A 19688-nucleotide genomic window follows, 5' to 3' on the forward strand; every position below is an offset into this window, starting at 1 on the left:
TCAGCTGCCCCGATAGGTCGAGTACGCGAACGGGGACAGCAGCAGCGGGACGTGAGTGTGCCCGCCCGAGGCGTCGAACGCGATCACCACCTCCGGGTAGAACGTGTCCCGTCCCCGGCCGCGGAACCATTCGCCGGTGTCGAACGAGAGTCGGTAGCGTCCCGGCGGAATCGGCGCGGCGGTGAGCGCGCCGATCCGGCCGTCCGCATCGGTTCTGCCCGAGCCGATCTCGGCCCCGCCGGAGTCCGTGAGCCGGACGGCGACCGCGGCGGCGGGCGTCCCGGTGACGGCGTCGAGTACGTGCGTGCTGACGGTGACGCTCACGCCGCGCCCCGGGTCCACGCCGGCCCGGCATCGGGGGCGTCGGTGCGCTGGACTGTGGCCTGGATCAGCCCGTACGGGCGGTCGTCGGCGTGGAACACCTCGTTGGGGTTGTCCAGCCCGAACGGGCTCAGGTCGTAGTCGAAGTGGTGCTTGTTGGGGGCGGCGAGGCGGACCTCCGCGATCACCGGATACGTCTCCAGGACAGCCTTGCCCATCTCGAACAGCGTCTGCTGCAGCGCAAGCGAGTGGACCTCGGCGAAACGCTCCACGAACAGGGCACGCACCCCGAGATAGGTGGCCTCCCAGTCCACGTCGGTGGTGGTGTACCGCCATTCGGCGATCAGGGTGGTCGCCAGGACGCGGTCCTCGGTCGGGGTGAGGGTGGTGTACTCGTCGACCAGGAACCCGGAGAACGCGGATCCGGTGGACTTGAGGAGTGTGAAGTCCTTGAGGCCCGCGGTCACCCACGTGCGCTGCTCGTCTCCGGTGCCCTCCACCGTGATCGCGGCGGTCCGCACCTCCTGGCCCTGACGCACCCAGGTGTGGTCGTGTTCGGCGCCCCGGACCTGGGCGCGGGCCCACGCGTACTCCTCGATGTCGATGCGGGCGCAGCGCACCGGTTCGACGTCGTCGACGAAGTGTCGCGCCAGGTCGAGCCCGTACGTTTCGATCGACTCCAGGCCGCGCTGCTTGGCGAAGGCGTACACCGTCTGCTTCTGGGTGTCGGTGGGCAGCACGGAGGACTGGTCGCCTGCGAGGTGGGCGGCGGCGAAGTCGCCGCGCAGCGACGTCGAGACGCTGACGTCGCGGATCTCGTGCCGGTCGGTGTCCCGCTGGATGCGGACCACGCGGTTCTCGGACTTTCCGTACTGGTGGGGTCCGAGGACGATCTCTCCGGTCAGTGTCGTCGGGGCGGTCATGGTGCGTCTCCCTCGTGTGTGGCGACTCGCCCGTCGGGCGCAAACATCTGCCGCAGTCGGTTTCGGTTGATCGTGGCGAGTTCTTCTCTGGCGGTGCGACGTTCGGTCGCGGTGTCGTTGCCGACGCGATCACGGAGCAGGTCGAGCAGGTCGGTGCCGGAGCGGCCGGACGCGTACACGAGGTAGACCATCCCGTGCCTGCGCTCGTACTCGGCGCCGAGCGCGGCCAGCTCCGCGAGGGTGGCGGTATCGGACTCGTCGACCCCGGCCTGCTCCAGTCGGGACTGCGCGCGCTCGGTGCGTTCGCCGATCCGGGGGTGTCCGGCCAGCGCCGCATCGAACTCGGAGTCGGGCAGCGCGTCCAGCGCCGCGTCGGCAGCATCGAGCAGGTCGGTCAACGTGCCGTACGGACGGCCGGCGACGACGCCGGCCGCCCACCCGCCGGACTCGCAGACGCGCAGCAGCACGGGCTCGGCGTCGAGCGCCCCGAGCGCGTCGAACTCCGCGACCCTCACAGCGCCGCCAGGGTTCGGATCAGCCCCGCCTCGTCGACGCGGGTGCTGCGGCCGTCCCGGATCACGACCTCGCCGCCGACGACGACGGTGTCCACGATCCGGCTGGTGCCGGTGGTGAGGATCGCGGCGCCCGGGTCGCGGACGGGCAGGGTCGCGAAGTCCCGGTCGAATCGGATCAGCGTCAGGTCCGCCACGTCGCCGACCGCGACACCACCGGCGCGCGCTGGCAGGCCGAGCGCGGAATTGGCACCGCCCGAGGCGATGTCGAGCATCTCCTCGAACCCGAACAAGTCCGCCTTGCGGCGCGCCGCCCGCTGCACGTACGCGCCGGTGCGCAGCGACTCGAGCATGTCCTGGGTGTCGTTGCTGGCGGCGCCGTCCACGCCGAGCCCGACCGCGACCCCGTCGGCGATCATGTCGGGGACCGCGGCGATTCCACTGCCGAGGCGCATGTTCGACACCGGGTTGTACGACACCGCGACGCCGCGGTCGGCGAGGGTGCGGCGTCCGGCCGCGGAGAGTTCGACGCAGTGCACCGCGATCATCCGTTCCCACAGGAAGTCGTGCGTGGCAAGGTACTCCACCGCACCCATGCCCGCATGCTCGCGGCACATCGCGTCGTCCGTAGTGGTTTCGAGCAGGTGGATCGACACCGTCATGTCGCGCGCCGTCGCGAACTCCCGGATCGCGGCCATGCCGTCGGGCGTGACGGACCGCGGGTTGGGAACCGCGAGCCCGACCGTGACGGCGGAACCCGCCGCATCTTTCGCGAGCAGGTCGGTGTGGTCCAGGACGTCGCCGAGCGGTTGCATGAGGCGGGGCTCGAAACCCCATTTGCGGGTGGCGTCGCCCCGATCGGCGACGCCGCGGCCGAGCACCGCGCGAATCCCGGTGTCGCGCAGCCCCCTCAGCACCGCGTCGTGCACCTCGGTGGACGGGTGCGGCCACATGTGCTCGACGAGTGCGGTGGTGCCGCTGCGCAGCGCTTCGAGGGAGGCGGCGACCGTCGCGGTGTACGCCCGCTCCGGGGTGATCGCGACCGATTCCTCGCCCACCTGCAGCAGCCATTCGAGGAGCGGATCGCCTTCGGCGATGCCGCGCATCAGCGACTGCTGCAGGTGGGTGTGGGTGTTGACGAATCCCGGGATCAGGTGGGCACCGGAACCGTCGATCCGGCTCGAGCCGGTCAGATCGACCTCACCGCGGACTCCGATGGCGGTGACGTGGCCGCCGGAGATCAGGACGTCCCGTCCGGGGAGCCACCGACCCCCCGTGAACACCGACACGTCGGTGATCGCGGTCGTGGGCTGGGGGGTGGTGTCGGTCATGGTCGTTCCTCCGGGGTCGTGTCAGCAGCTGGGGTTGTAGGGCAGCACGGTGTGGACGGCTCGGGCGTCGGCAGCGAACACGTCGATCTGGCGACGCGCCCACCGCAGCAGCGAGGTCATCGGGCGGCAGCGCTGTTCGGCTGTGACTCCGTCACAGCGGGTGCGTAGTTGGCCTCGACCCGCTGACGCAGGTAGTCCTCCGCGGTGATCGGCGGGTACTTGCCCTGCGGGCTCTCGATCAGCACGTCGCGGTTGGCCTGAGCGAAGAACGCGAGGCTGTAGCGGGCGCCGCGATGGTCGTCCGGTCCGGGGGAGCGGACGCGGTGGAAGTTGGAGGGCAGCAGGTCGTCACTCCAGCGCATCAGCATGTCGCCGATGTTGCAGGTGATCGCGTCATCGGACGGTTCGATCGGCGTCCACGCCTCGCCGTCCATCTCGCGGCCGGGGCACACCTGAAGCCCGCCCTGCCCGTCGCGCTGGAACAGCAGTGTCAGGCAGTCGAAGTCGGTGTGGGCGCCTGCCCGCCACGCCGTCGGATCGACCGGGGCATCGTCCGCCAGTGCGAAGTAGTGCAGGAGGCGAAGGGTGCTCTGGTAGCTGACGGTCGCGGGATCGTGTGCGCGGGTGAAGAAGTCGCAGTCGAAGCCGAGCCGGTCCGCGAAGCAGGACAGCAGCCGCATCGCCAGCTCCCAGCACTGCCGTTCGAAACCCAGGACGGTGTCGCGGAACCCGGGAAGTTCCGACTCGCTCGGCCACAGCCCATCCATGTGCGGCCGGGTGAGCTGGAACGACTCCTTCTGGTCGGGGGTGCCGATGGACGGACGCACCTGGGTCATCGACTCCCAGCCCGAGTTCAGACCCTTCTTCAGCGGCGCCGCACCCTTCACGGATTCGGGCAGTGCGAAGTACGCCTCCGCGGCGGCGAAGGCGTCACGGACCTCGGCGAGGTCGATACCGTGGCCGACCACCTGGAAGAAGCCGATATCGGTGGCTGCGGCCCACAGTTCGTCGGTGATCTGCGCGCGCCGGTTCTCGAAGTCGGAGAGGTCGATGCGGCGCACCTCGCGTTCGGTGGTGACGGTACCGAGCGCGCCCATCCGGGACTCGCGCTGCAGTTCGGTCATGGTGTGGTTCATCGAGAGTCCTTCTCGGTCGGATCGTGTCGCGGTCACTTGATGCCGATAGCGGCGTCGGTGAACCGGTTGGTGAAGAGCTGCTCGGCGGTCAGGCCGGCGGGCAGGTTCGCTCCGCCCGCGTTCAGCACGGGCACGAGTTCGTCGAGGTTGTGCTGGGTGCGCGCCGTGTCGTACGTGCCCACCGATCCGTCGGCCTCGTTGGCGATCAGGCCGTCCGCGGCCAGCAGTTCGGCACCGGCCGCCGCCTCGCCTGCGCTGTAGGGCGTGTAGGCGACGTCCTGGGCGATCACGTCGACGATCGTCGCGTTGGCCGCGTCGGGCGCGGTGATGTAGTCGGCGCTCGCCTGCTGGATGATCGGGACCAGCTTGTCCAGGCAGGACGACATCGCGTCGACCTTGTCCGCGCGCACCACGACGTTCGAGGCGTAGATGTCGAAGCCGACGTCCTTGACGAGCTGGTACTCGATCGGCTTGTTCCAGGCGGGGGTGTCCTCCTCGTAGGAGTACGGCTCGGAGTTGGCGAAGCCCTGCTGCGCGATCGTCGGGTCGCCGACGAACCGGGACGGGGCGCCGTCGTACGTGGTGTCGAGCTGGGACGCCTTGAGCAGGTTCTTCGCGACGAGCCACTGCGGGAAGATCTGTTCCTTCGAGACCACGACCGTCGCGTCGGTCTTGCCGATGTCGCCGATGGACGTCCAGTCCGGGTGGCTCGCCGGATCCCACATCAGGATCGCCGGGCTGTACTTGAGCAGGGGCGTGACGCCGGTAACGGGCTGGCTGCCCGCGGCGGCGATCAGCTGGTCGCCGTGCACGATGCCGAGGTGTATCGCGTCGTCCACGTACAGCTGCGAGGACACGGACTGGAAGCCGATCGCCGGCCCGCCCGCCCGGAGGGTGAGGTCGACGCCGGTGTCCTTGCCACCCGCGACGAGCGGGCCGGTCACGGACCGGTTCTCGGTGTCGACCGCGTAGCCGGGGCCCAGCATCTCGAACAGTGCGCCCATGTCGGACTGCGGCTGCCACTGCAGCTGCACTGTCACGTTCGCGGGGCAGGCGCCGGCGAGTGTCTGCTCCTGCGCGGCGGGTTCGAGGGCGACGTCCTCGGCTGCCGCGGCGTCGCTGCCGCCGCACGCCGTGAGGGTCAGCGAGGCGAGGGCGAGAGCGGAGAGGCCCGCCCGCATGCGGATGGTGCGTGAAGTGGTCACTGTGCTCCTCGTGGATCTGCGCGTCACCGCGCCGGGAAGGTCATGGGGGAGAGGCGATGTGGGGACCGGGGGACGTCACCGGTCCGACGAGAACCACTATCCACGGCGCATGATTACATGCAATATCTCGGATGTTTCTTCTGGGTTACAAAGCGTCTCTGTGTCACTTGCTTCGGAAGTGCACTGGTGAAGCCCGGATTGGTGATCGGGTCGTAACACGCGGTCATTCCGTCGTCATACATGTAATCAATGATCTGACTCATCAATTCACGGAGTTCTGCATGTAAGAACTGATCCGGAGGTCGGTATGGCTCTAGCGAACACGATGCGCGACGCGGACGCGCGCACCCTGACCAAGTCGACGGAGATGACCTTCGACGGCGTGGTCAAGCGATTCTCCACGGGGACAACGGCACTCGACGGCATCGACCTGCAGGTCGGGCGGGGTGACTTCGTCGCGGTGGTGGGCCCCTCCGGCTGCGGAAAGTCGACGTTGCTGCGGATGGCCGCCGGCCTCGACGTCCCGACCGAGGGCAACGTCGCCGTCGGAACCGAGTCCGTCGGCTTCATCTTCCAGGAACCCACCCTGCTGCCGTGGCGGACGGTCCGCCGGAACGTCGAGCTCACCGCCGAACTCGGGCACCTGCCCAAGGCGGAACGACGCGAGCGGGCGGACGCCGCGATCGCCGCGGTCGGGCTCGGCGACTTCGCCGACCAGCTTCCCCGGGCGCTGTCCGGTGGCATGAAGATGCGTGCCTCCCTTGCCCGTTCGCTCGCCCTCGCGCCCGACGTGCTGCTCCTCGACGAGCCGTTCGGTGCCCTCGACGAGATGACCAGATTGGACATGCAGGTCGAGCTCCAGAAGCTGTACGCGGAGAAGCGCTTCACGGCGATGTTCATCACCCACTCGGTGTCCGAGGCGGTCTTCCTCGCCAATCGCGTCGTCGTCATGACCGCCCGGCCCGGGCGGATTGCCGAGGTGATCGACGTGGATTTCCCCTACCCCCGCGGCCCCGAACTGCGCTACGACCCCCGCTTCACCGACCACGTTTCGCGGATCTCCGCCTCGCTGCACGGAGGTGCACGATGACCGTCCTCGCCCGTCCCGCCCCCGTGGCCCGCGCGTCCGAGGTTCGCGTCGCGGCCGGATCACGGCACCTGGGTCGATCCGCGCGAACCCTGTTCGGCGGCATCGTGGTTCCCCTCGCCTCGTTCGGCGCCGCGATCGCGGCCTGGTACGCCGTGACCTACCTCGTCCTCAGCCCCGAACGGCGGTTCCTGCTGCCGCCGCCGCATCAGGTGCTGACCAACTCGATGCTCGATTGGACGCACCTGAAGCCGATGCTGGAGGCGCTCGTCGTCACCACCCAGGTCGCCGCCGTCGGATTCGCCGTCGCGGCCGCGATCGGTGTCGGTGTCGGTGTCCTGATGAGCCGCGCACGCTGGCTGGAGCGCGCGATCTATCCCTACGCCGTCGTCCTCCAAGTCATCCCGATCCTCGCGATCGTTCCGCTGATCGGACTGTGGTTCGGGTACGGCATGTTCGCCCGCGTACTCGTCTGCGTCATCATCGCCGCGTTCCCGATCATCACCAACACGCATTTCGGCCTCCAGTCCGTCGACCGCGGGCAGCACGAACTGTTCACCCTCGCCCGCGCATCCGCCTGGGATCGACTCCGCAAACTCGAACTCCCGTCCGCACTGCCGTCCATCCTCACCGGAATCCGCACAGCGGCGGGGCTCGTCGTGGTCGGCGCGATCATCGGTGACATGTTCTTCGCCAAGGGCGAGCCCGGCATCGGCACCCTGCTCGACGTGTACCGCAGCCGGCTGCAGTCCGAGGACCTGTTCGCCGCCATCGTCCTCGCGTCACTTCTCGGCGTCGCCGTGTTCATGCTCTTCGGCGCCCTGTCCAAAGTCCTGATCGGCAACTGGCATTCCTCCGCCGACACCTCGAAGAAGTAGGAGAACTTCCATGCACGAGACCGACACCGACTTCCACGTTCCGACCGTCGACATCAGCGCCTACCTCGCCGACGTGCCCGACCCGTCGGCACGCGCCGACGTCGCTGCGCAACTCGACCGCGCCTGCCGCGAGGTCGGTTTCGTGCAGATCGTCGGGCACGGCATTCCCGACGACGTGCAGGCGGACCTCGCCGCCGCGCTCGACGAGTTCTTCGCGCTGCCACTCGAAACCAAGAGGGGCTACCGCAGGCCCGGGGAGAACCGCGGCTACGCGCCGCCGAAGTCCGAGTCGCTGAGCATGAGCCTCGGGGTGGCGTCGGCGTCCGCGATGAATGACTTCTACGAGGCGATCACGGTCGGCACCGAGGCCGCGGACTTCCCGGACATGGACCTGCCCGAGGTGAGCTATCCGCACAACACGTGGCCCGAGGCGGCGCCGTCGTTCCGGGCGCCCGTCGAGGAGTACTTCCGTCGCGCGCAGGAACTCTCGCGAATCCTGATGTCCGCCTTGACCGATGCCCTCGGGCTGGGTGCCGGCTACTTCGACACCCTCGTCGACCATTCGATCGAGGTCCTGAAGATGAACAACTACGCCCTCCCCGAATCGGAGATCGCGGTCGCCGACGACCTCACCGGAATGGGGGCCCACACCGATTTCGGGATCCTGACCGTGCTGTGGGCGGATCGCGTGCCCGGGCTCCAGGTGCTCGGCGGTGACGGCCTCTGGCACGACGTTCAGCCTGCGGAGGGCGCGTTGCTCGTGAACCTCGGTGACGCCCTGGCGAGGTGGACCAACGACCGCTGGCGATCCACCGTTCACCGCGTTGACCCGCCCGTCGTGGACGGCCGGATTCTGCGCAGACGATCGGCGGCGTTCTTCTTCGACGGCAATCACGACGCGGTGATCGAAACACTGCCCGGGTGCCTCGGGGACGGCGAGACCGGCTACCCGCCGATCACCGTCGCCGACAACATCGCCGCCAAGCTCGCGGGCATGAAGGACGGTGTCGCGCCCGTCGGGCTCCGCGAAGCCGAACGGGTTCTCGCGGCCCGCTAGATCGCACGCGCACGAGTTAGGACGCCGCATCCGCGTTACCGTGGGTCGTGGCCAACAGCAGCGGAGAATCAGAGATGACGACCACCGAACGCGAGCTGCTCGCCGAGTCGGTCCACGCCACACTCAGAGAACAGATCTTCGCCGGGGAGCTGCCTCCGGGAACCGCACTGTCGGTGCCCGCGCTGGCCGCCAAACTCAACGTCAGCCGCACCCCCGTCCGTGAGGCCGTGCAGCAGCTCATCAACGACGGCATCGCCGTGTACACCCGAAACGCGGGTGCCAAGGTGGACACCGTCGACGACCAGACGATCCAGGAGGTGTTCGCGGTCCGCGAGGTCCTCGACGGCCTCGCCGGCTACCGGGCGACACTGCGGGCCACCCACCGAGACGTCGACGATCTGGTGGCGATGCTCGACTCGCAGCGGAAGTTGCTGGACGCACCTGCCGACCAACGCAGGGACGCCCGCCTGGACCTCGAGTTCCATACCGCGATCCGCGACGTCGCCGCGAACAAACCCCTGCGCGAGGCGCTGTTCCGCCTCGACGCCCAGGCCCACCTGTACCGCTCGGACATGTGGGCGATGGAGGCGAACCGGCGCATCGCCGTCGACGAACACGAACGGATCGTCGCGGCGATCCGCTCCGGCGACGCGGAGGGAGCCCGCGCTGCGTCGTGCGCGCACGTCGCGGGGCTGGCGGTGCGCATCAGGAGGCGGTAGCCGTCACCCTGTGTGGGAGCGGGACAATTGCCTCATGCCGCGTATCCGCATCGACTACGGCCAGCACCCCGCGCAATTCGGGCACCTGTACACCCCGATCGGGGTCGACGGTCCCGTGCCGGTGGTGATGGTGATCCACGGCGGCTACTGGAGCGCCGACTTCCACCTCAACCTCGCGACGACCCTGGCCTCCGAGTTGGCCAGGCGCGGGGTCGCGGCGTGGAACGTCGAGTACCGCCGTGTCGGAGCGGGTGGCGGCTGGGCGGAGACCAGTGTCGACATCGAGGCCGCGCTCGTGGCAACGTCGACGCTGCTGCCAGAGGCGTCGCCGGTGGCACTCGACACCGCCGACGTCCGCATCGTCGGACACTCGGCCGGGGCCCAGCTCGCGGTATGGGTTGCGGGACAGCGGGACTGCGCGGTGCGTCCCACCCGCGTGGTGTCACAGGCCGGTGCGCTCGACCTGGCGTCGCGGGCCGCGACCCGCAGCGGCGGCGCGGCGTTGACGGCACTGTTCGGTGTGTCCTACGCCGACGACCCGCAGCTGTACCGCGACGCGTCGCCGCTGCACCGCGTCCCCACCGGTGTCCCGACGGTCTGCATCCACGGAGTCGAGGACATTCAGGTGCCCGCGGCTGCGAGCCGCGTCTACGTGGACGCGGCCCGGTGCGCGGGCGACCGGGCGGCGTTCTGGGAGGTGCCGGCGGAGGGACACAACGCCTTCCTCGACCGCACCACCCGCAGTTGGGAACTCACCCTGCGTGCGGTGCTGGACCAGGATCCGTGGTCGATGCCGTGACACGGCCGAGGGTGGTACCCACTCGGTGAGTACCACCCTCGATCGGTGTTCGCGGTCAGCGGAGTTGCGGCGAGCAGCCTCTGGCCTCGAAGACGGCCTTCGAGGAGTACCGACCGTCAGGCAGGTATTCCCCCATCACGGTCTTCTCGTCGCCCGGTGTCGCGGTGTTCTGGACGGCGTGATCGAAGCCGGCCGCCGGCAGCATGTTGCGCAGGATGAGGTACCCGTCGTCGGGGTGTCCGGCGCCGTCGCCCGTCGGTGACAGGGGAAGCCAGGCGACGCCGCACGCCTCGGTCGCGTTCACCGGGCGGTCCTCCGGCAGCGTCGCGACGATGGTGAACTGGCGTGCCGAGTCGAGCGGCACCTGCTCGTCGTAGAGGCATCCGATCACCTTCGTGGTGGCCATCGACTCGTTGTTGCACAGCGACCAGTAGCGCATGTCCGCGTCGCCGACCCGATCCTGACCGCCCGTGGTGCGGGGTGTCACGGGCATCGTTCCCGTCAGCGTGAGCACCTCGCCGAAGCCGCGATTGGTGTGGGCGGCAACGTAACTGTTGTCGATGTTGGAGTACTGGCCACCCGTGCGAGCGGGGTTCCCGGAGCACTGCCCGAAATAGCTGCATCCGATCCCGAACGGCACGTTGTAGAACGTCCGCCACGCCGGCTGCTGCTCGGCGGGGAAGGTTGCAGGCTTGCCGGGCTGGTCACGCAGCGACAGGTATTTGTCCAGCGGAAGCTTGTCCACGGCGGGCGTGGTCGTCGCGGCGCTCACGGCGGTGCACAGGGACTCCCCGGTCAGTACCTGACCGTCCGCCATGTGCAGTTCGGGTTCGGGCAGTCCGACACCGCCGGTCACGTCGCGGCCGTTGTCGGGCAGGTACAGGCGGTAGAGCAGGGTGGTCCGGTCCTGGCCGGGGACGCCCGCGTACAGGGTGTTCGCCGCCGCGGATGCGGGATCCGTCGGCGGCACCTCGTTCAGGACGGTGGCGGTGTACGAGCGGGGACCGTGCCCGTTGCGGGACGCGCCGGGTAGGTACGGGTTCGCCGAACCCGGGTCGGGCGCCGTGGACACGTCGTTCAGTGCCGCGGTGGGGGAGTTGGTGCTGATGTCGTAGGAGTTGAGCGACTGGTACCGGGCGTGCGCGTAGTCGCCCTGCAGCACGAGGCGGGCGCCGTCGGGGATCGCGAACTGCGCTGCCCAGTACAGCGCCCCGGAGTCGGGGAAGGCGTAGTTGAGGTTCTGGTCGGTAGCCGAGAAGGTCGGGCCGAACCAGAAGCACGAGGACGTGGGGTGGGATTCGCCGCCGGAGGAGCCGGAACCAACGGACCCGAGGTCGGGCAGGTCCAGAGCCTGAGCGGTGGGCGGGATCAGTGCGACACCCGCCGCGATTGCGGCGGCCGTCACGAGTCTTGCCAGGGCAGGCATTCGTACTCCTTGTGACGTGGGTAACAAAACGTGGGGTGGACGATAGGGCGGGTGTGGAACAAAAGTCAATAACGTCCCATATGGAAAGGTTCAGGAATACGTTCCGTGCAGTACAGTGCGACCGTGAGTTCGCAACCCGACGACGGGCCGCCGTCGTTCCGCAAGCCGACCGCCAGCGATGCGCGCACGATGGCGACGTGGCTGTTCCGGCACGGCGAGCGCGTGGACATGCACACTCTCGCGACACATCTGGACATCGGCCGGTCCACGCTCTATCGGTGGGTGGGGGACCGTGAAAAGCTCATGGACCAGGTGATTCTCGCCTCGATCGGTGACATCTGGGACGAGGCCCGTCGAGGTGCCGACGGTGCAGGCGTCGACCGCGTGCTGGACGCGACGCGGCGCTTCATGCAGGGTTGCATCGACTTCGAACCGCTCGCGACCTTCGCGCGACGAGAGCCGAACCTCGCGCTGCGGGTCCTGCTCGACCCCGACGGTCTCGTCACCGGGGCGCTTGCTCGCAACCTGTCTCGCGAGGTGGCGGTAGCGGCGCCCGGCGTCGCGGTCCCCGAGCGGACGTTCGAGGTTCTGGCGTTGGCGGCCACAGCGCTGCTCTGGGCGCATGTCGCCGCGAGCCGTGATCCGGACATCGACGCGACGATCGACATCATGCGCACGGTGCTCACCGCGCATGCGCGGGTCACCGAATCGCCTGGCGCCGAACCGGATCAACCGTAGATCCGGCTGAATCCTCAGCGGGGGAGGATGCCGTTCTGAATCACGGACATCGCCGACTCCACCATCTGTTCGATCGTCGCGGCGTCCACTCGGATTCGATCGCCCCGCCAGTTCAGGGCCAGGATCCCGTCCATCATCGCCCACATCGCCACAGCGAGGGTGGCGGGGTCGATCGACGCGGTGAAGCTGCCGTCCGCGACCCCGTCGGCCAGTACGTCGGCGAGCTTGCCGACCTGTTCGTCGATCAGCCCTGAGATCCGATCCACTGCCTGTGGTTCGTCGGGTGGGTCGAGGATCAGTCGGAACTGCTGGGGCCGCTCGATCGCGAACCGGGTGTAGGCGTGTGCCGCCTGCCTGATCCGGGTGAGTGGAGGGCCCGTCTCGGCGAAGGCCGCATCCATGTACTGCCTGTTCTCGACGAGTGCCCGCTCGGCCACCGCGAGCAGGACCTCGGGTCTGCGTCCCACCCGGTTGTAGACGGTCTGGACCGCGACATCGGCGCGTTCCGCGATCGACTCGACCGTCACCGCGTCGGGACCTCCGTCGATCAGCAACTGTTCCGCGGCGTTGATGATCGCCGAGCGGGTGGCGGCGGCACGCCTGGTGGTTCGGGTCTCTGTGATCTCTTTCACGAAAAATACTTTACCGGATTCCAAGGTTGGTATAGAGTCCAAATGTGGAAGCGCTCCCAACTATGGGATTGAACAGCGCAGATACGCTCGAGGAGCGATTCATGACAGATCGTCACGATGTGGAATTCCGATCCGGGGACTCATTCTGTGCCGCTTGGCTCTACCTGCCGGAGAGTGCCGCGCCCGCACCCGTGATCGTGCTCGGGCACGGCCTCGGCTGCGTCCGCGACATGGGCCTGGACGCGTACGCCCGGCGTTTCGCGGGCCTCGGCTACGCCTGCCTGGCGTTCGACTACCGGCACTTCGGTGCGAGCGGTGGCTCGCCCCGGCAACTGCTCGACGTCGACCGGCAACTCGAGGACTGGGCGGCGGCCCTCGCCTTCCTCCGTGCCCGAGACGATGTGGACGCCGATCGAATCATCCTGTGGGGCAGTTCGTTCGGTGCCGGGCATGCCATTGTCACCGCCGCCGCCGATCGGCGGATCGCGGCAGTCGTCGCCCAGTGTCCGTTCACCGACGGGCTCGCGTCGACCCTCGCGATGAACCCGCGATCGGCGCTGGCGGTGACCGCGCGCAGCGTGCGCGACCTCGTCAGCTCGTGGCTCGGCCGCCCACCCGTCATGGTCGCAACGGCCGGCCCGTACGGATCCGCCGCGCTGCTGTCGTCCCGCGACAGCGAACGCGGCTACCTGGACCTCGTTCCGGCTGCCGCGCCGTTCCGGAACGAGGTCGCGGCCCGGGTGGCGTTGCGAATCCTCCGGCACGCGCCCGGCAGGCGGATCGCCGAGATCGAGGCGCCCGCGTTGTTCTGCATCTGCGACGACGACTCGGTCGCGCCCGCGAAGGCGTCGCTGCGTCACGCGCGCCGGGCCCCGCGCGGCGAGGTTCGCCGCTACCCGGACGGGCACTTCGCGATCCACGTCGGTGACGGCTTCGAACGCGCCATCGCCGATCAGATCGACTTCATCACCACCCGTGTGCCGGTCGCCGCGACCGGCTCCCACGACCGCACCACGAGAGCAGAGGACCCGTCATGACACGAACCACCCCGGCCGCCGACCACGTCGACGTCCTGATCATCGGTGCCGGACTCTCCGGGATCGGTGCGGCGCACCACCTGCAGGCCACCCTCCCGAACAAGACCTACACGATCCTCGAATCGCGTGAAAGCATCGGCGGAACCTGGGATCTGTTCCGCTACCCCGGGATTCGATCGGACTCGGACATGTACACCCTCGGATACCGGTTCCGGCCGTGGACCGGGGGCAAGGCGATCGCGGACGGCCCGTCGATCCTCCGGTACATCCGCGACACGGCCGCCGAGGCGGGCATCGACCGCAACATCCGCTTCCGTCACCGGGTGGTTCGGATCAGCTGGTCGAGTGCGGACCGCCTGTGGACCGTCGACGCCCGCCGCACCGACACTGGCGAGCAGGTCACGCTCACCGCAGGATTCGTGATGACCTGCACCGGCTACTACCGCTACGACGAGGGCTACACCCCGGACTTCCCCGGTGTCGACCGTTTCGCCGGCCGCGTCGTCCATCCCCAGTACTGGCCCGAGGACCTCGACTGCGCAGGCAAGCGTGTGGTGGTAATCGGCAGCGGCGCCACCGCCGTCACCCTCGGGCCCGCGCTGGCCGACCTGGGTGCGCAGGTGACGATGCTGCAGCGCTCACCGACGTACATCGTGTCGGCGCCGTCGAAGGATGCGGTGGCCTCGGCCCTGCGACGGGCACTGCCCGCCCGCGCCGCCTATGCGCTGGCACGGGCGAAGAACATCACCCGCTCGGTCGCGATCTACGAACTGTGTCAGCGATTCCCGCGGCCCGCACGGGCCCTGATCCGGCGGTCCCAGGTCGGTCGACTCGGTGCCGGTTTCGACATCGACGCCCACCTCACGCCGCGATACGACCCGTGGGACCAGCGAATGTGCCTGGTTCCAGACGGCGACCTCTTCGATGCCCTGCGTCGCGGCGACGTCGCGATCGAGACCGATCACGTCGACACTTTCACCGAATCCGGCATCACGTTGCGCTCGGGCAAGGAACTGCCCGCGGACATCGTGGTGACCGCGACGGGCCTGAACCTGGTCGCCTTCGGGGACGTCGAGATCGTCGTCGACGGGAAAGGGGTGTCGCTGCCGGAGACCATGTCCTACAAGGGCATGATGCTCAGCGGTGTCCCGAACTTCGCCTTCGTCGTCGGATACACCAACGCCTCGTGGACCCTGAAGTCGGACCTGGTGTGCGAGTACGTCGTTCGCCTCCTGGCCCACATGGACGCCGCCGGTCAGGTGGTGTGCGCGCCGCGTCGTGATCCGTCGGTCGGTGAGGAGCCGTTCCTCGACTTCGCCGCCGGGTACGTGCTCCGCACGGTCGACAGCTTTCCGAAGCAGGGGGACACGGAGCCGTGGAAGTTGCGGATGAACTTCTTCCACGACGTCCGCACCCTTCGCCGCGGTTCAGTGACCGAATCGATGGACTTCGTGCCCGCCGGTGAGCGGGCCCCGAACCGTGCGTCCGTGGCCCGCCCCTGAGTCGACCCGGGGCGGACACGGCGACCTCCCGACCCCTACGCCGAGCCGGTGACCTCGATGATGTTCACCTGCAGCTTCGGCACGGTGGTGTTGCCGCCGGCCTGGGTGTCGTAGCTGAAGGAGCCGAGCACCTCGGCGTGCATGGTGACGAGGTCGTCTTCGACGACGTTCGCGATCAGTGCTGCGGTGTCACCCACGACCATGGTGTTCTGGTCGTAGTCGTACACGCTGTCGGGCACGGACGGTGCGGTGCGAGCGAGGAACTGCGCCGTCCCGGTGGCGGAGTCGAACTGGGTGACCCGGCCGTACACGACCACCTTGCGGCCGATGGCGGCGCCCGGGTTCTTCGCGATCAGCGCGAAGTCACGGTCGGTGAGCTGCTCGTAGGTCGCCGGATCCTTCTTTGCCGCCTCCTCGGCCTGACGCTTCGCGGCTTCCGCGGCGGCAGCCTCCTGCCTGGACTTGGCGGCAGCGGCCGCGGCGTCCTTCCGTGCCTGGGCCTGCTCGGGCGTCTCCGTCGGGGTGGCCGATGCCGGTGCCGCGGCCTCCGACGGCGCCTCGGTACCGGAGCACCCGGTCACGGCGGCGAGGACGGCGATCGCCGCGCCCGTGGATGCGAGGATGCGCCGTGTCGATGAGGTCATGAGTCGTCTCCTGTCGAAGCGGGTGGTCATGCCGCCGAGCCGGCGACGAGAAGGGGGAGGATGGCGGGCAGGACGGTGCTGCCGACGACGGCGCTGCCCACAACGCCTGCGCCGATGAGCGGCGCCGTGAGGTCGGGTGCCACGGCAGCGGGTGCCGCGGGCTCCACCGGCAGGGTCGCCGCGGGAACCGTTGCGGCCCCGCGGGAGTCGCCGATCCGGATCCACGGCTGGCAGTTCCAGCTCTCGAAGGCGGCATCGGTGGGCTTGACGTCCACGACGACGCGACCCTTGCCGTAGGCGTATGCGATGGCGTCGTCGGCCTCGCCTGAGAATCCCGACAGGCGGGTGCCCCAGCAGTTGACGTCGCCGTCGACAGGGCCCGCCGAGGCGTACAGGCCGGGCTCGATGTCGACTCCGACGATGTAGGTGCTGTCCGCGGCCATCGTCGTGGCGGCGGCGTTCGCCGTGCCGGTGGTCGCGAGGACCGCGCCGGTCGCGAGGGCAGACACGACGAGTGTGGTGGTGTGGGTACGCATGATGAAACCTCCAGTGGTGGTGAGTGAACGCCCCAGCGCAGGAGTGCGCCGAGCCGGTTTTCGATCGCTAGACCGCTGCGCGCAGCGGGGCGACGATGTTGTCGGCGACGGCCTCGCGGACGTCGGGATCGATGTGCGCCTCGTGGCCGCGGCGGGCCGCGACGGCGAGACGATGCGCCGCCTCGTTGAGGGGGTGGCCGGCATGTCCTCGAACCCACGAGAACCGCACGCGCCTGCCCCGGCTCAGGTAGCGGATGTGGTCGACGGTCTTGGCCACGCGACCGCGGTTGGGGTAGCCGCTGCCCAGGCAGGCGAGTGCCGCGCGGCTGTCGGTGAGGACGTGCAGCGGATGGTTCCGGAAGCTGGACACGGCGAGGTCGATGGCGAGCAGTTCGCCGACCAGGACCGAGTCCGCATCGGCCACCACCTTCTGCCTGCGGACGCCGTCCGCCCGCACACACGCCACGCCGACGCCGCGCCGCCTGCTGCACTTGGACGCGTCCGTGGCAACGACGAGTTCGGGGAGCGGTCCAGCGGCTGCCGCTGCGGCGGCGGCGAGGTCGCTGACGTGCTGCGACATTGCATCGGCCGCGGTCAGCAGGAGTGCGGGCATCCGTCCTCTCGGTGTCCCGACGAGGTCGAGTGCCGCGAACGAGCCGGCCACGGCCTGAAGTTCGCTGCGAACGCGGGAGTCGCTGACATACAACGGCATCGGGGCCTCGGCGCCTGCGGCGTACTCGTGGACATACTCGACGGCGTCGAGCACGGAGGCCAGACGATGATGGTCCTCGCCGCCCGGAGTCGTGAACACGCGGGTGTCGAGGGCCGTGCCGTCGTGAATCGTTGCCGCGCTCAGGGACAGGTCGGATTCGGTGCCTGCGGTGTGGCGAGTGTGGATCACTGCGATCGTCATGGCTGCTCCTGTCGGTTCCGGTGTGGGAACAACAGTCGCCGACGAAGCGCAGTGTGAACACATCAATCAGTGATAACTGGGGTTATCGCTCGGACAGAGATTGCTGTTGGTCGGATGCGCTACCTTCGAGCAGCATCCGTGAGAGCGGACGCTCGACACGGTAGGGAAGGGGTACGACACGCATGAGCAGCCAGGCCGCGTCACCTCTGTTGTTGTCGAAGCCCGCCATCGCCGATCTCGCCAAGGTGCGCCGGCCGGTGGTGACGATGTGGATCAACCGCTACCGCGAGTCCTCGCACCCGTTCCCGCTCCCGGTCGTCACACGCGCCCGGGTCGACCACTACGCCGCCGACGAGGTGGTGCAGTGGATCAGGTCCCGGGGTCTGGGCAACAGCGACACCCTCGCGGAGGATCTCGCGCTGCACGCCGTGCTCGGTCACGAGTCGACGTTGCCGTCCGATGCCGTCCTCGACGGCGTGACGGCGCTGCTGTGCGTCAAGGTTCTCCTCGGCATCCAGCTGTCCGAACTCGATGCCGAGGATCTGCTCGACGAAGTCGACGGCCTCGACCCGGACGATCGCTTCCTCTTCCGTGAGGTCGAACGCCTCGGCGACGAGGCCGAACTCCTGGGCAGGCACGTCGACACCATGGCCGATGCTGCCTACTCAGCTGCCGAAGCGTTCGAAACGGTGATGCGGCAACGCTTCCGGCTCGGTCTGCGGGACCTGAGCGACGTCGCCCTTCGTCCCGCTGCCCTCGAGTTGGCGGCGCGGATCGCGGTGGCGGTAACCGGTGACGAGGGTGCGGTGTTCGTCGATCCGTCCGTCGACGGCAGCGACCTGCTCGTGACGTTGCGGGACGTGCTGCCCGAGTACACGGACGCGGTCGCGATCGCTGGCTGGGCCGACACCAGGGCGTCGCGGCTCGCGCGCCGCAGGCTCGTCGTGCACCGCTGGAGTCTGCGTCCTGCCACCGGTGACGACGGAGACGGTGTGCCCGGCCCGGCCACGTTCCTGATGCAGTTCCCCTCGCCCGCGGCACCGACCCTGTCGGACGGGCAGATCCTCTCCACGATCGACGACCTCGCACTGCAGATGCGGGAGGGTCAGTCCGCGGTGATCGTCGGGCCGGCGAGCGCACTTGTCGACCCTCTGGCGGACCGGGACGCCGAGTCGACCCGGTCGGCCCTACTGCGGACGAGTCGGGTGCGTGCGGTGGTGCGCCTGCCGGAGGGGCTGCGGGTGTCGCGGCCCGGACTGTCGACGGCGCTGTGGGTACTGGGCTCCGGCGACGCCTCGGTGAAGCCCAGGGAGCGGTGGACGGTGGTCGCGGACCTCGGTGGCGTCGAGCTCGACGATTTCGTGACCGAGTCGGTGCTCTCGGACGTCCTGGCCGCGTTGGGGTCCAGGAAGTCGTTGGAAGCCCATTCCTTTCGTGTCGGCGGGGTGTACAGGACGTCCTCGTTGCTCGCGTCGGGGTCGCTGCTGCCGCCGCGCCCGCACCGCCCACCACGGCCGCGTCACTCCGGTGCTGAAGCGGCCGGTCGGGTGCTGCACCTGGTGGGGGAATACCGCGAGGGTGCGCGCCGGATGGATCCGCACCTGATGGTGCCGGTCGAGTACCGTTCCGCCGATCAGGCGCCGGCGGAGTCGGCAGGCGAGCTGGCGAGTCGGCGGGAGCTCGCCGTGGTGCCGGGCAACCGGATCGACCCCGCGGACCTCGCGGCGGTAGGCGCGAACCACGCCGCGGGTGCGGTGCGGGTGATCGGACCGGACGAGGTTCTCGGCCGGACGGCATTGGGGGCGCGGGTGATCGACCGCCTGCAGTTCACGACGAAGAACCCGAACGGCCGCTACACCGAGCCGGGCGACATCGTGTTCTGCACCAGCCCGGAATTCGGGGTGCTCGTCGACGTCGAGGGGTCGTCGGTGGTGCTCGCGCCGGCCCGGATCATGCGGATCACCGATCCGTCCGCATCCGGCCTGGTCCCGGAGTTGATCGCCGGGCACCTGAAGTCGGCGGGCATCGGCGACCGCGCACCGGGAGCGGTGCGGCGGGGGAAACCGTGGCGCGGGTGGGAGATTCCCCGCATCGACGCGGCCCGTGTGCCCGCGGTGACGGCGATGCTGGCGGACCTGCGCCGCCGCAGGCAGGCGGCCGCGGACCTGATCGCGACGATCGACCGACTCACCGACACCGTCGTCGACGGGGTGGGCCGAGGAGCGCTGGTCGTCACCGAGGAGACTGTGTTGGAACCGGATAGCGCTGTGTTGGAACCGGAGAGAGGCTGAG

20 protein-coding genes are annotated in these 19688 nt (G+C 69.1%); 9 read left to right on the forward strand and 11 right to left on the reverse strand.

Annotated features, from left to right (window positions below):
- From uraH to RHCRD62_RS11705, 6 genes are all read right to left on the reverse strand, one after another.
- Complete coding sequence (gene uraH / locus RHCRD62_RS11680; protein ID WP_050065238.1) at positions 1-324, reverse strand: hydroxyisourate hydrolase; 324 nt, start codon at positions 322-324, stop codon at positions 1-3.
- A complete protein-coding gene (gene pucL / locus RHCRD62_RS11685; protein ID WP_050064866.1) occupies positions 321-1244 on the reverse strand; it encodes a factor-independent urate hydroxylase in 924 nt (307 codons plus the stop codon). The genes uraH and pucL overlap by 4 nt, the downstream gene beginning before the upstream one ends.
- The gene (uraD, locus tag RHCRD62_RS26175) at positions 1241-1759 is read right to left on the reverse strand and encodes a 2-oxo-4-hydroxy-4-carboxy-5-ureidoimidazoline decarboxylase (protein ID WP_050064867.1); all 519 of its coding nucleotides are present in this window, start codon (positions 1757-1759) and stop codon (positions 1241-1243) included. Before uraD ends, pucL begins: the two co-directional genes overlap by 4 nt.
- Positions 1756-3087, reverse strand: a complete 1332-nt coding sequence (locus tag RHCRD62_RS26180; protein WP_050064868.1) for an amidohydrolase family protein — start codon at positions 3085-3087, stop codon at positions 1756-1758. Before RHCRD62_RS26180 ends, uraD begins: the two co-directional genes overlap by 4 nt.
- Before the next feature lie 116 nt (positions 3088-3203).
- Positions 3204-4223 (reverse strand): isopenicillin N synthase family dioxygenase, encoded by a 1020-nt coding sequence (locus tag RHCRD62_RS11700; protein WP_050065239.1) that lies wholly within the window; start codon positions 4221-4223, stop codon positions 3204-3206.
- A 32-nt stretch (positions 4224-4255) separates the two neighbouring features.
- Positions 4256-5404 (reverse strand): substrate-binding domain-containing protein, encoded by a 1149-nt coding sequence (locus RHCRD62_RS11705; protein WP_050064869.1) that lies wholly within the window; start codon positions 5402-5404, stop codon positions 4256-4258.
- A 331-nt stretch (positions 5405-5735) separates the two neighbouring features.
- On the opposite strand from RHCRD62_RS11705, the gene RHCRD62_RS11710 reads away from it, so the two are divergent.
- From RHCRD62_RS11710 to RHCRD62_RS11730, 5 genes are all read left to right on the forward strand, one after another.
- The gene (locus RHCRD62_RS11710; protein WP_050064870.1) at positions 5736-6518 is read left to right on the forward strand and encodes an ABC transporter ATP-binding protein; all 783 of its coding nucleotides are present in this window, start codon (positions 5736-5738) and stop codon (positions 6516-6518) included.
- Positions 6515-7393 carry an ABC transporter permease gene (locus RHCRD62_RS11715; protein WP_084734213.1) on the forward strand — a complete coding sequence of 293 codons (879 nt, stop codon included), beginning with the start codon at positions 6515-6517 and terminating at the stop codon, positions 7391-7393. Before RHCRD62_RS11710 ends, RHCRD62_RS11715 begins: the two co-directional genes overlap by 4 nt.
- A 10-nt stretch (positions 7394-7403) precedes the next feature.
- Positions 7404-8450 (forward strand): isopenicillin N synthase family dioxygenase, encoded by a 1047-nt coding sequence (locus RHCRD62_RS11720; RefSeq protein WP_050064871.1) that lies wholly within the window; start codon positions 7404-7406, stop codon positions 8448-8450.
- A gap of 74 nt (positions 8451-8524) precedes the next feature.
- Entirely contained in the window at positions 8525-9169 is a 645-nt protein-coding gene (locus tag RHCRD62_RS11725; protein ID WP_050064872.1) for a GntR family transcriptional regulator, read from the forward strand.
- Positions 9170-9203: 34 nt separating this feature from the next.
- On the forward strand, positions 9204-9968 hold the full coding sequence (locus tag RHCRD62_RS11730) for an alpha/beta hydrolase family protein (RefSeq protein WP_050064873.1): 765 nt from the start codon (positions 9204-9206) through the stop codon (positions 9966-9968).
- A gap of 55 nt (positions 9969-10023) precedes the next feature.
- Here the strand turns inward: RHCRD62_RS11730 and RHCRD62_RS11735 are convergent, their stop codons facing one another.
- Complete coding sequence (locus tag RHCRD62_RS11735; RefSeq protein ID WP_050064874.1) at positions 10024-11394, reverse strand: hypothetical protein; 1371 nt, start codon at positions 11392-11394, stop codon at positions 10024-10026.
- A gap of 123 nt (positions 11395-11517) precedes the next feature.
- Between RHCRD62_RS11735 and RHCRD62_RS11740 the strand changes: the two genes are divergently transcribed.
- A complete protein-coding gene (locus RHCRD62_RS11740; protein WP_157050882.1) occupies positions 11518-12132 on the forward strand; it encodes a QsdR family transcriptional regulator in 615 nt (204 codons plus the stop codon).
- Between the two features lie 14 nt (positions 12133-12146).
- On the opposite strand, the gene RHCRD62_RS11745 is transcribed toward RHCRD62_RS11740, so the two are convergent.
- On the reverse strand, positions 12147-12764 hold the full coding sequence (locus RHCRD62_RS11745; RefSeq protein WP_050064876.1) for a TetR/AcrR family transcriptional regulator: 618 nt from the start codon (positions 12762-12764) through the stop codon (positions 12147-12149).
- A gap of 101 nt (positions 12765-12865) precedes the next feature.
- Between RHCRD62_RS11745 and RHCRD62_RS11750 the strand changes: the two genes are divergently transcribed.
- The gene (locus RHCRD62_RS11750; protein WP_050065241.1) at positions 12866-13801 is read left to right on the forward strand and encodes an alpha/beta hydrolase; all 936 of its coding nucleotides are present in this window, start codon (positions 12866-12868) and stop codon (positions 13799-13801) included.
- Entirely contained in the window at positions 13798-15303 is a 1506-nt protein-coding gene (locus tag RHCRD62_RS11755; RefSeq protein WP_050064877.1) for a flavin-containing monooxygenase, read from the forward strand. Before RHCRD62_RS11750 ends, RHCRD62_RS11755 begins: the two co-directional genes overlap by 4 nt.
- Before the next feature lie 35 nt (positions 15304-15338).
- Here RHCRD62_RS11755 and RHCRD62_RS11760 read toward each other — a convergent pair whose 3' ends face one another.
- The 3 genes from RHCRD62_RS11760 to RHCRD62_RS11770 form a co-directional block, all read right to left on the reverse strand.
- Complete coding sequence (locus RHCRD62_RS11760) at positions 15339-15947, reverse strand: hypothetical protein (RefSeq protein WP_050064878.1); 609 nt, start codon at positions 15945-15947, stop codon at positions 15339-15341.
- Positions 15948-15973: 26 nt separating this feature from the next.
- Positions 15974-16483: an Rv1352/Rv1906c domain-containing protein gene (locus tag RHCRD62_RS11765; RefSeq protein ID WP_050064879.1), complete on the reverse strand. Its 510-nt coding sequence runs from the start codon at positions 16481-16483 to the stop codon at positions 15974-15976.
- Between the two features lie 67 nt (positions 16484-16550).
- Positions 16551-17396 (reverse strand): ribonuclease H family protein, encoded by an 846-nt coding sequence (locus RHCRD62_RS11770; protein ID WP_050064880.1) that lies wholly within the window; start codon positions 17394-17396, stop codon positions 16551-16553.
- Positions 17397-17578: 182 nt separating this feature from the next.
- Here RHCRD62_RS11770 and RHCRD62_RS11775 point away from each other — a divergent pair, with 182 nt between their 5' ends.
- Positions 17579-19687 (forward strand): hypothetical protein, encoded by a 2109-nt coding sequence (locus tag RHCRD62_RS11775; protein ID WP_050064881.1) that lies wholly within the window; start codon positions 17579-17581, stop codon positions 19685-19687.
- Position 19688: the final 1 nt, after the last annotated feature.

The organism is Rhodococcus sp. RD6.2, from assembly GCF_001040705.1.
Taxonomy (GTDB): domain Bacteria; phylum Actinomycetota; class Actinomycetes; order Mycobacteriales; family Mycobacteriaceae; genus Rhodococcus_G.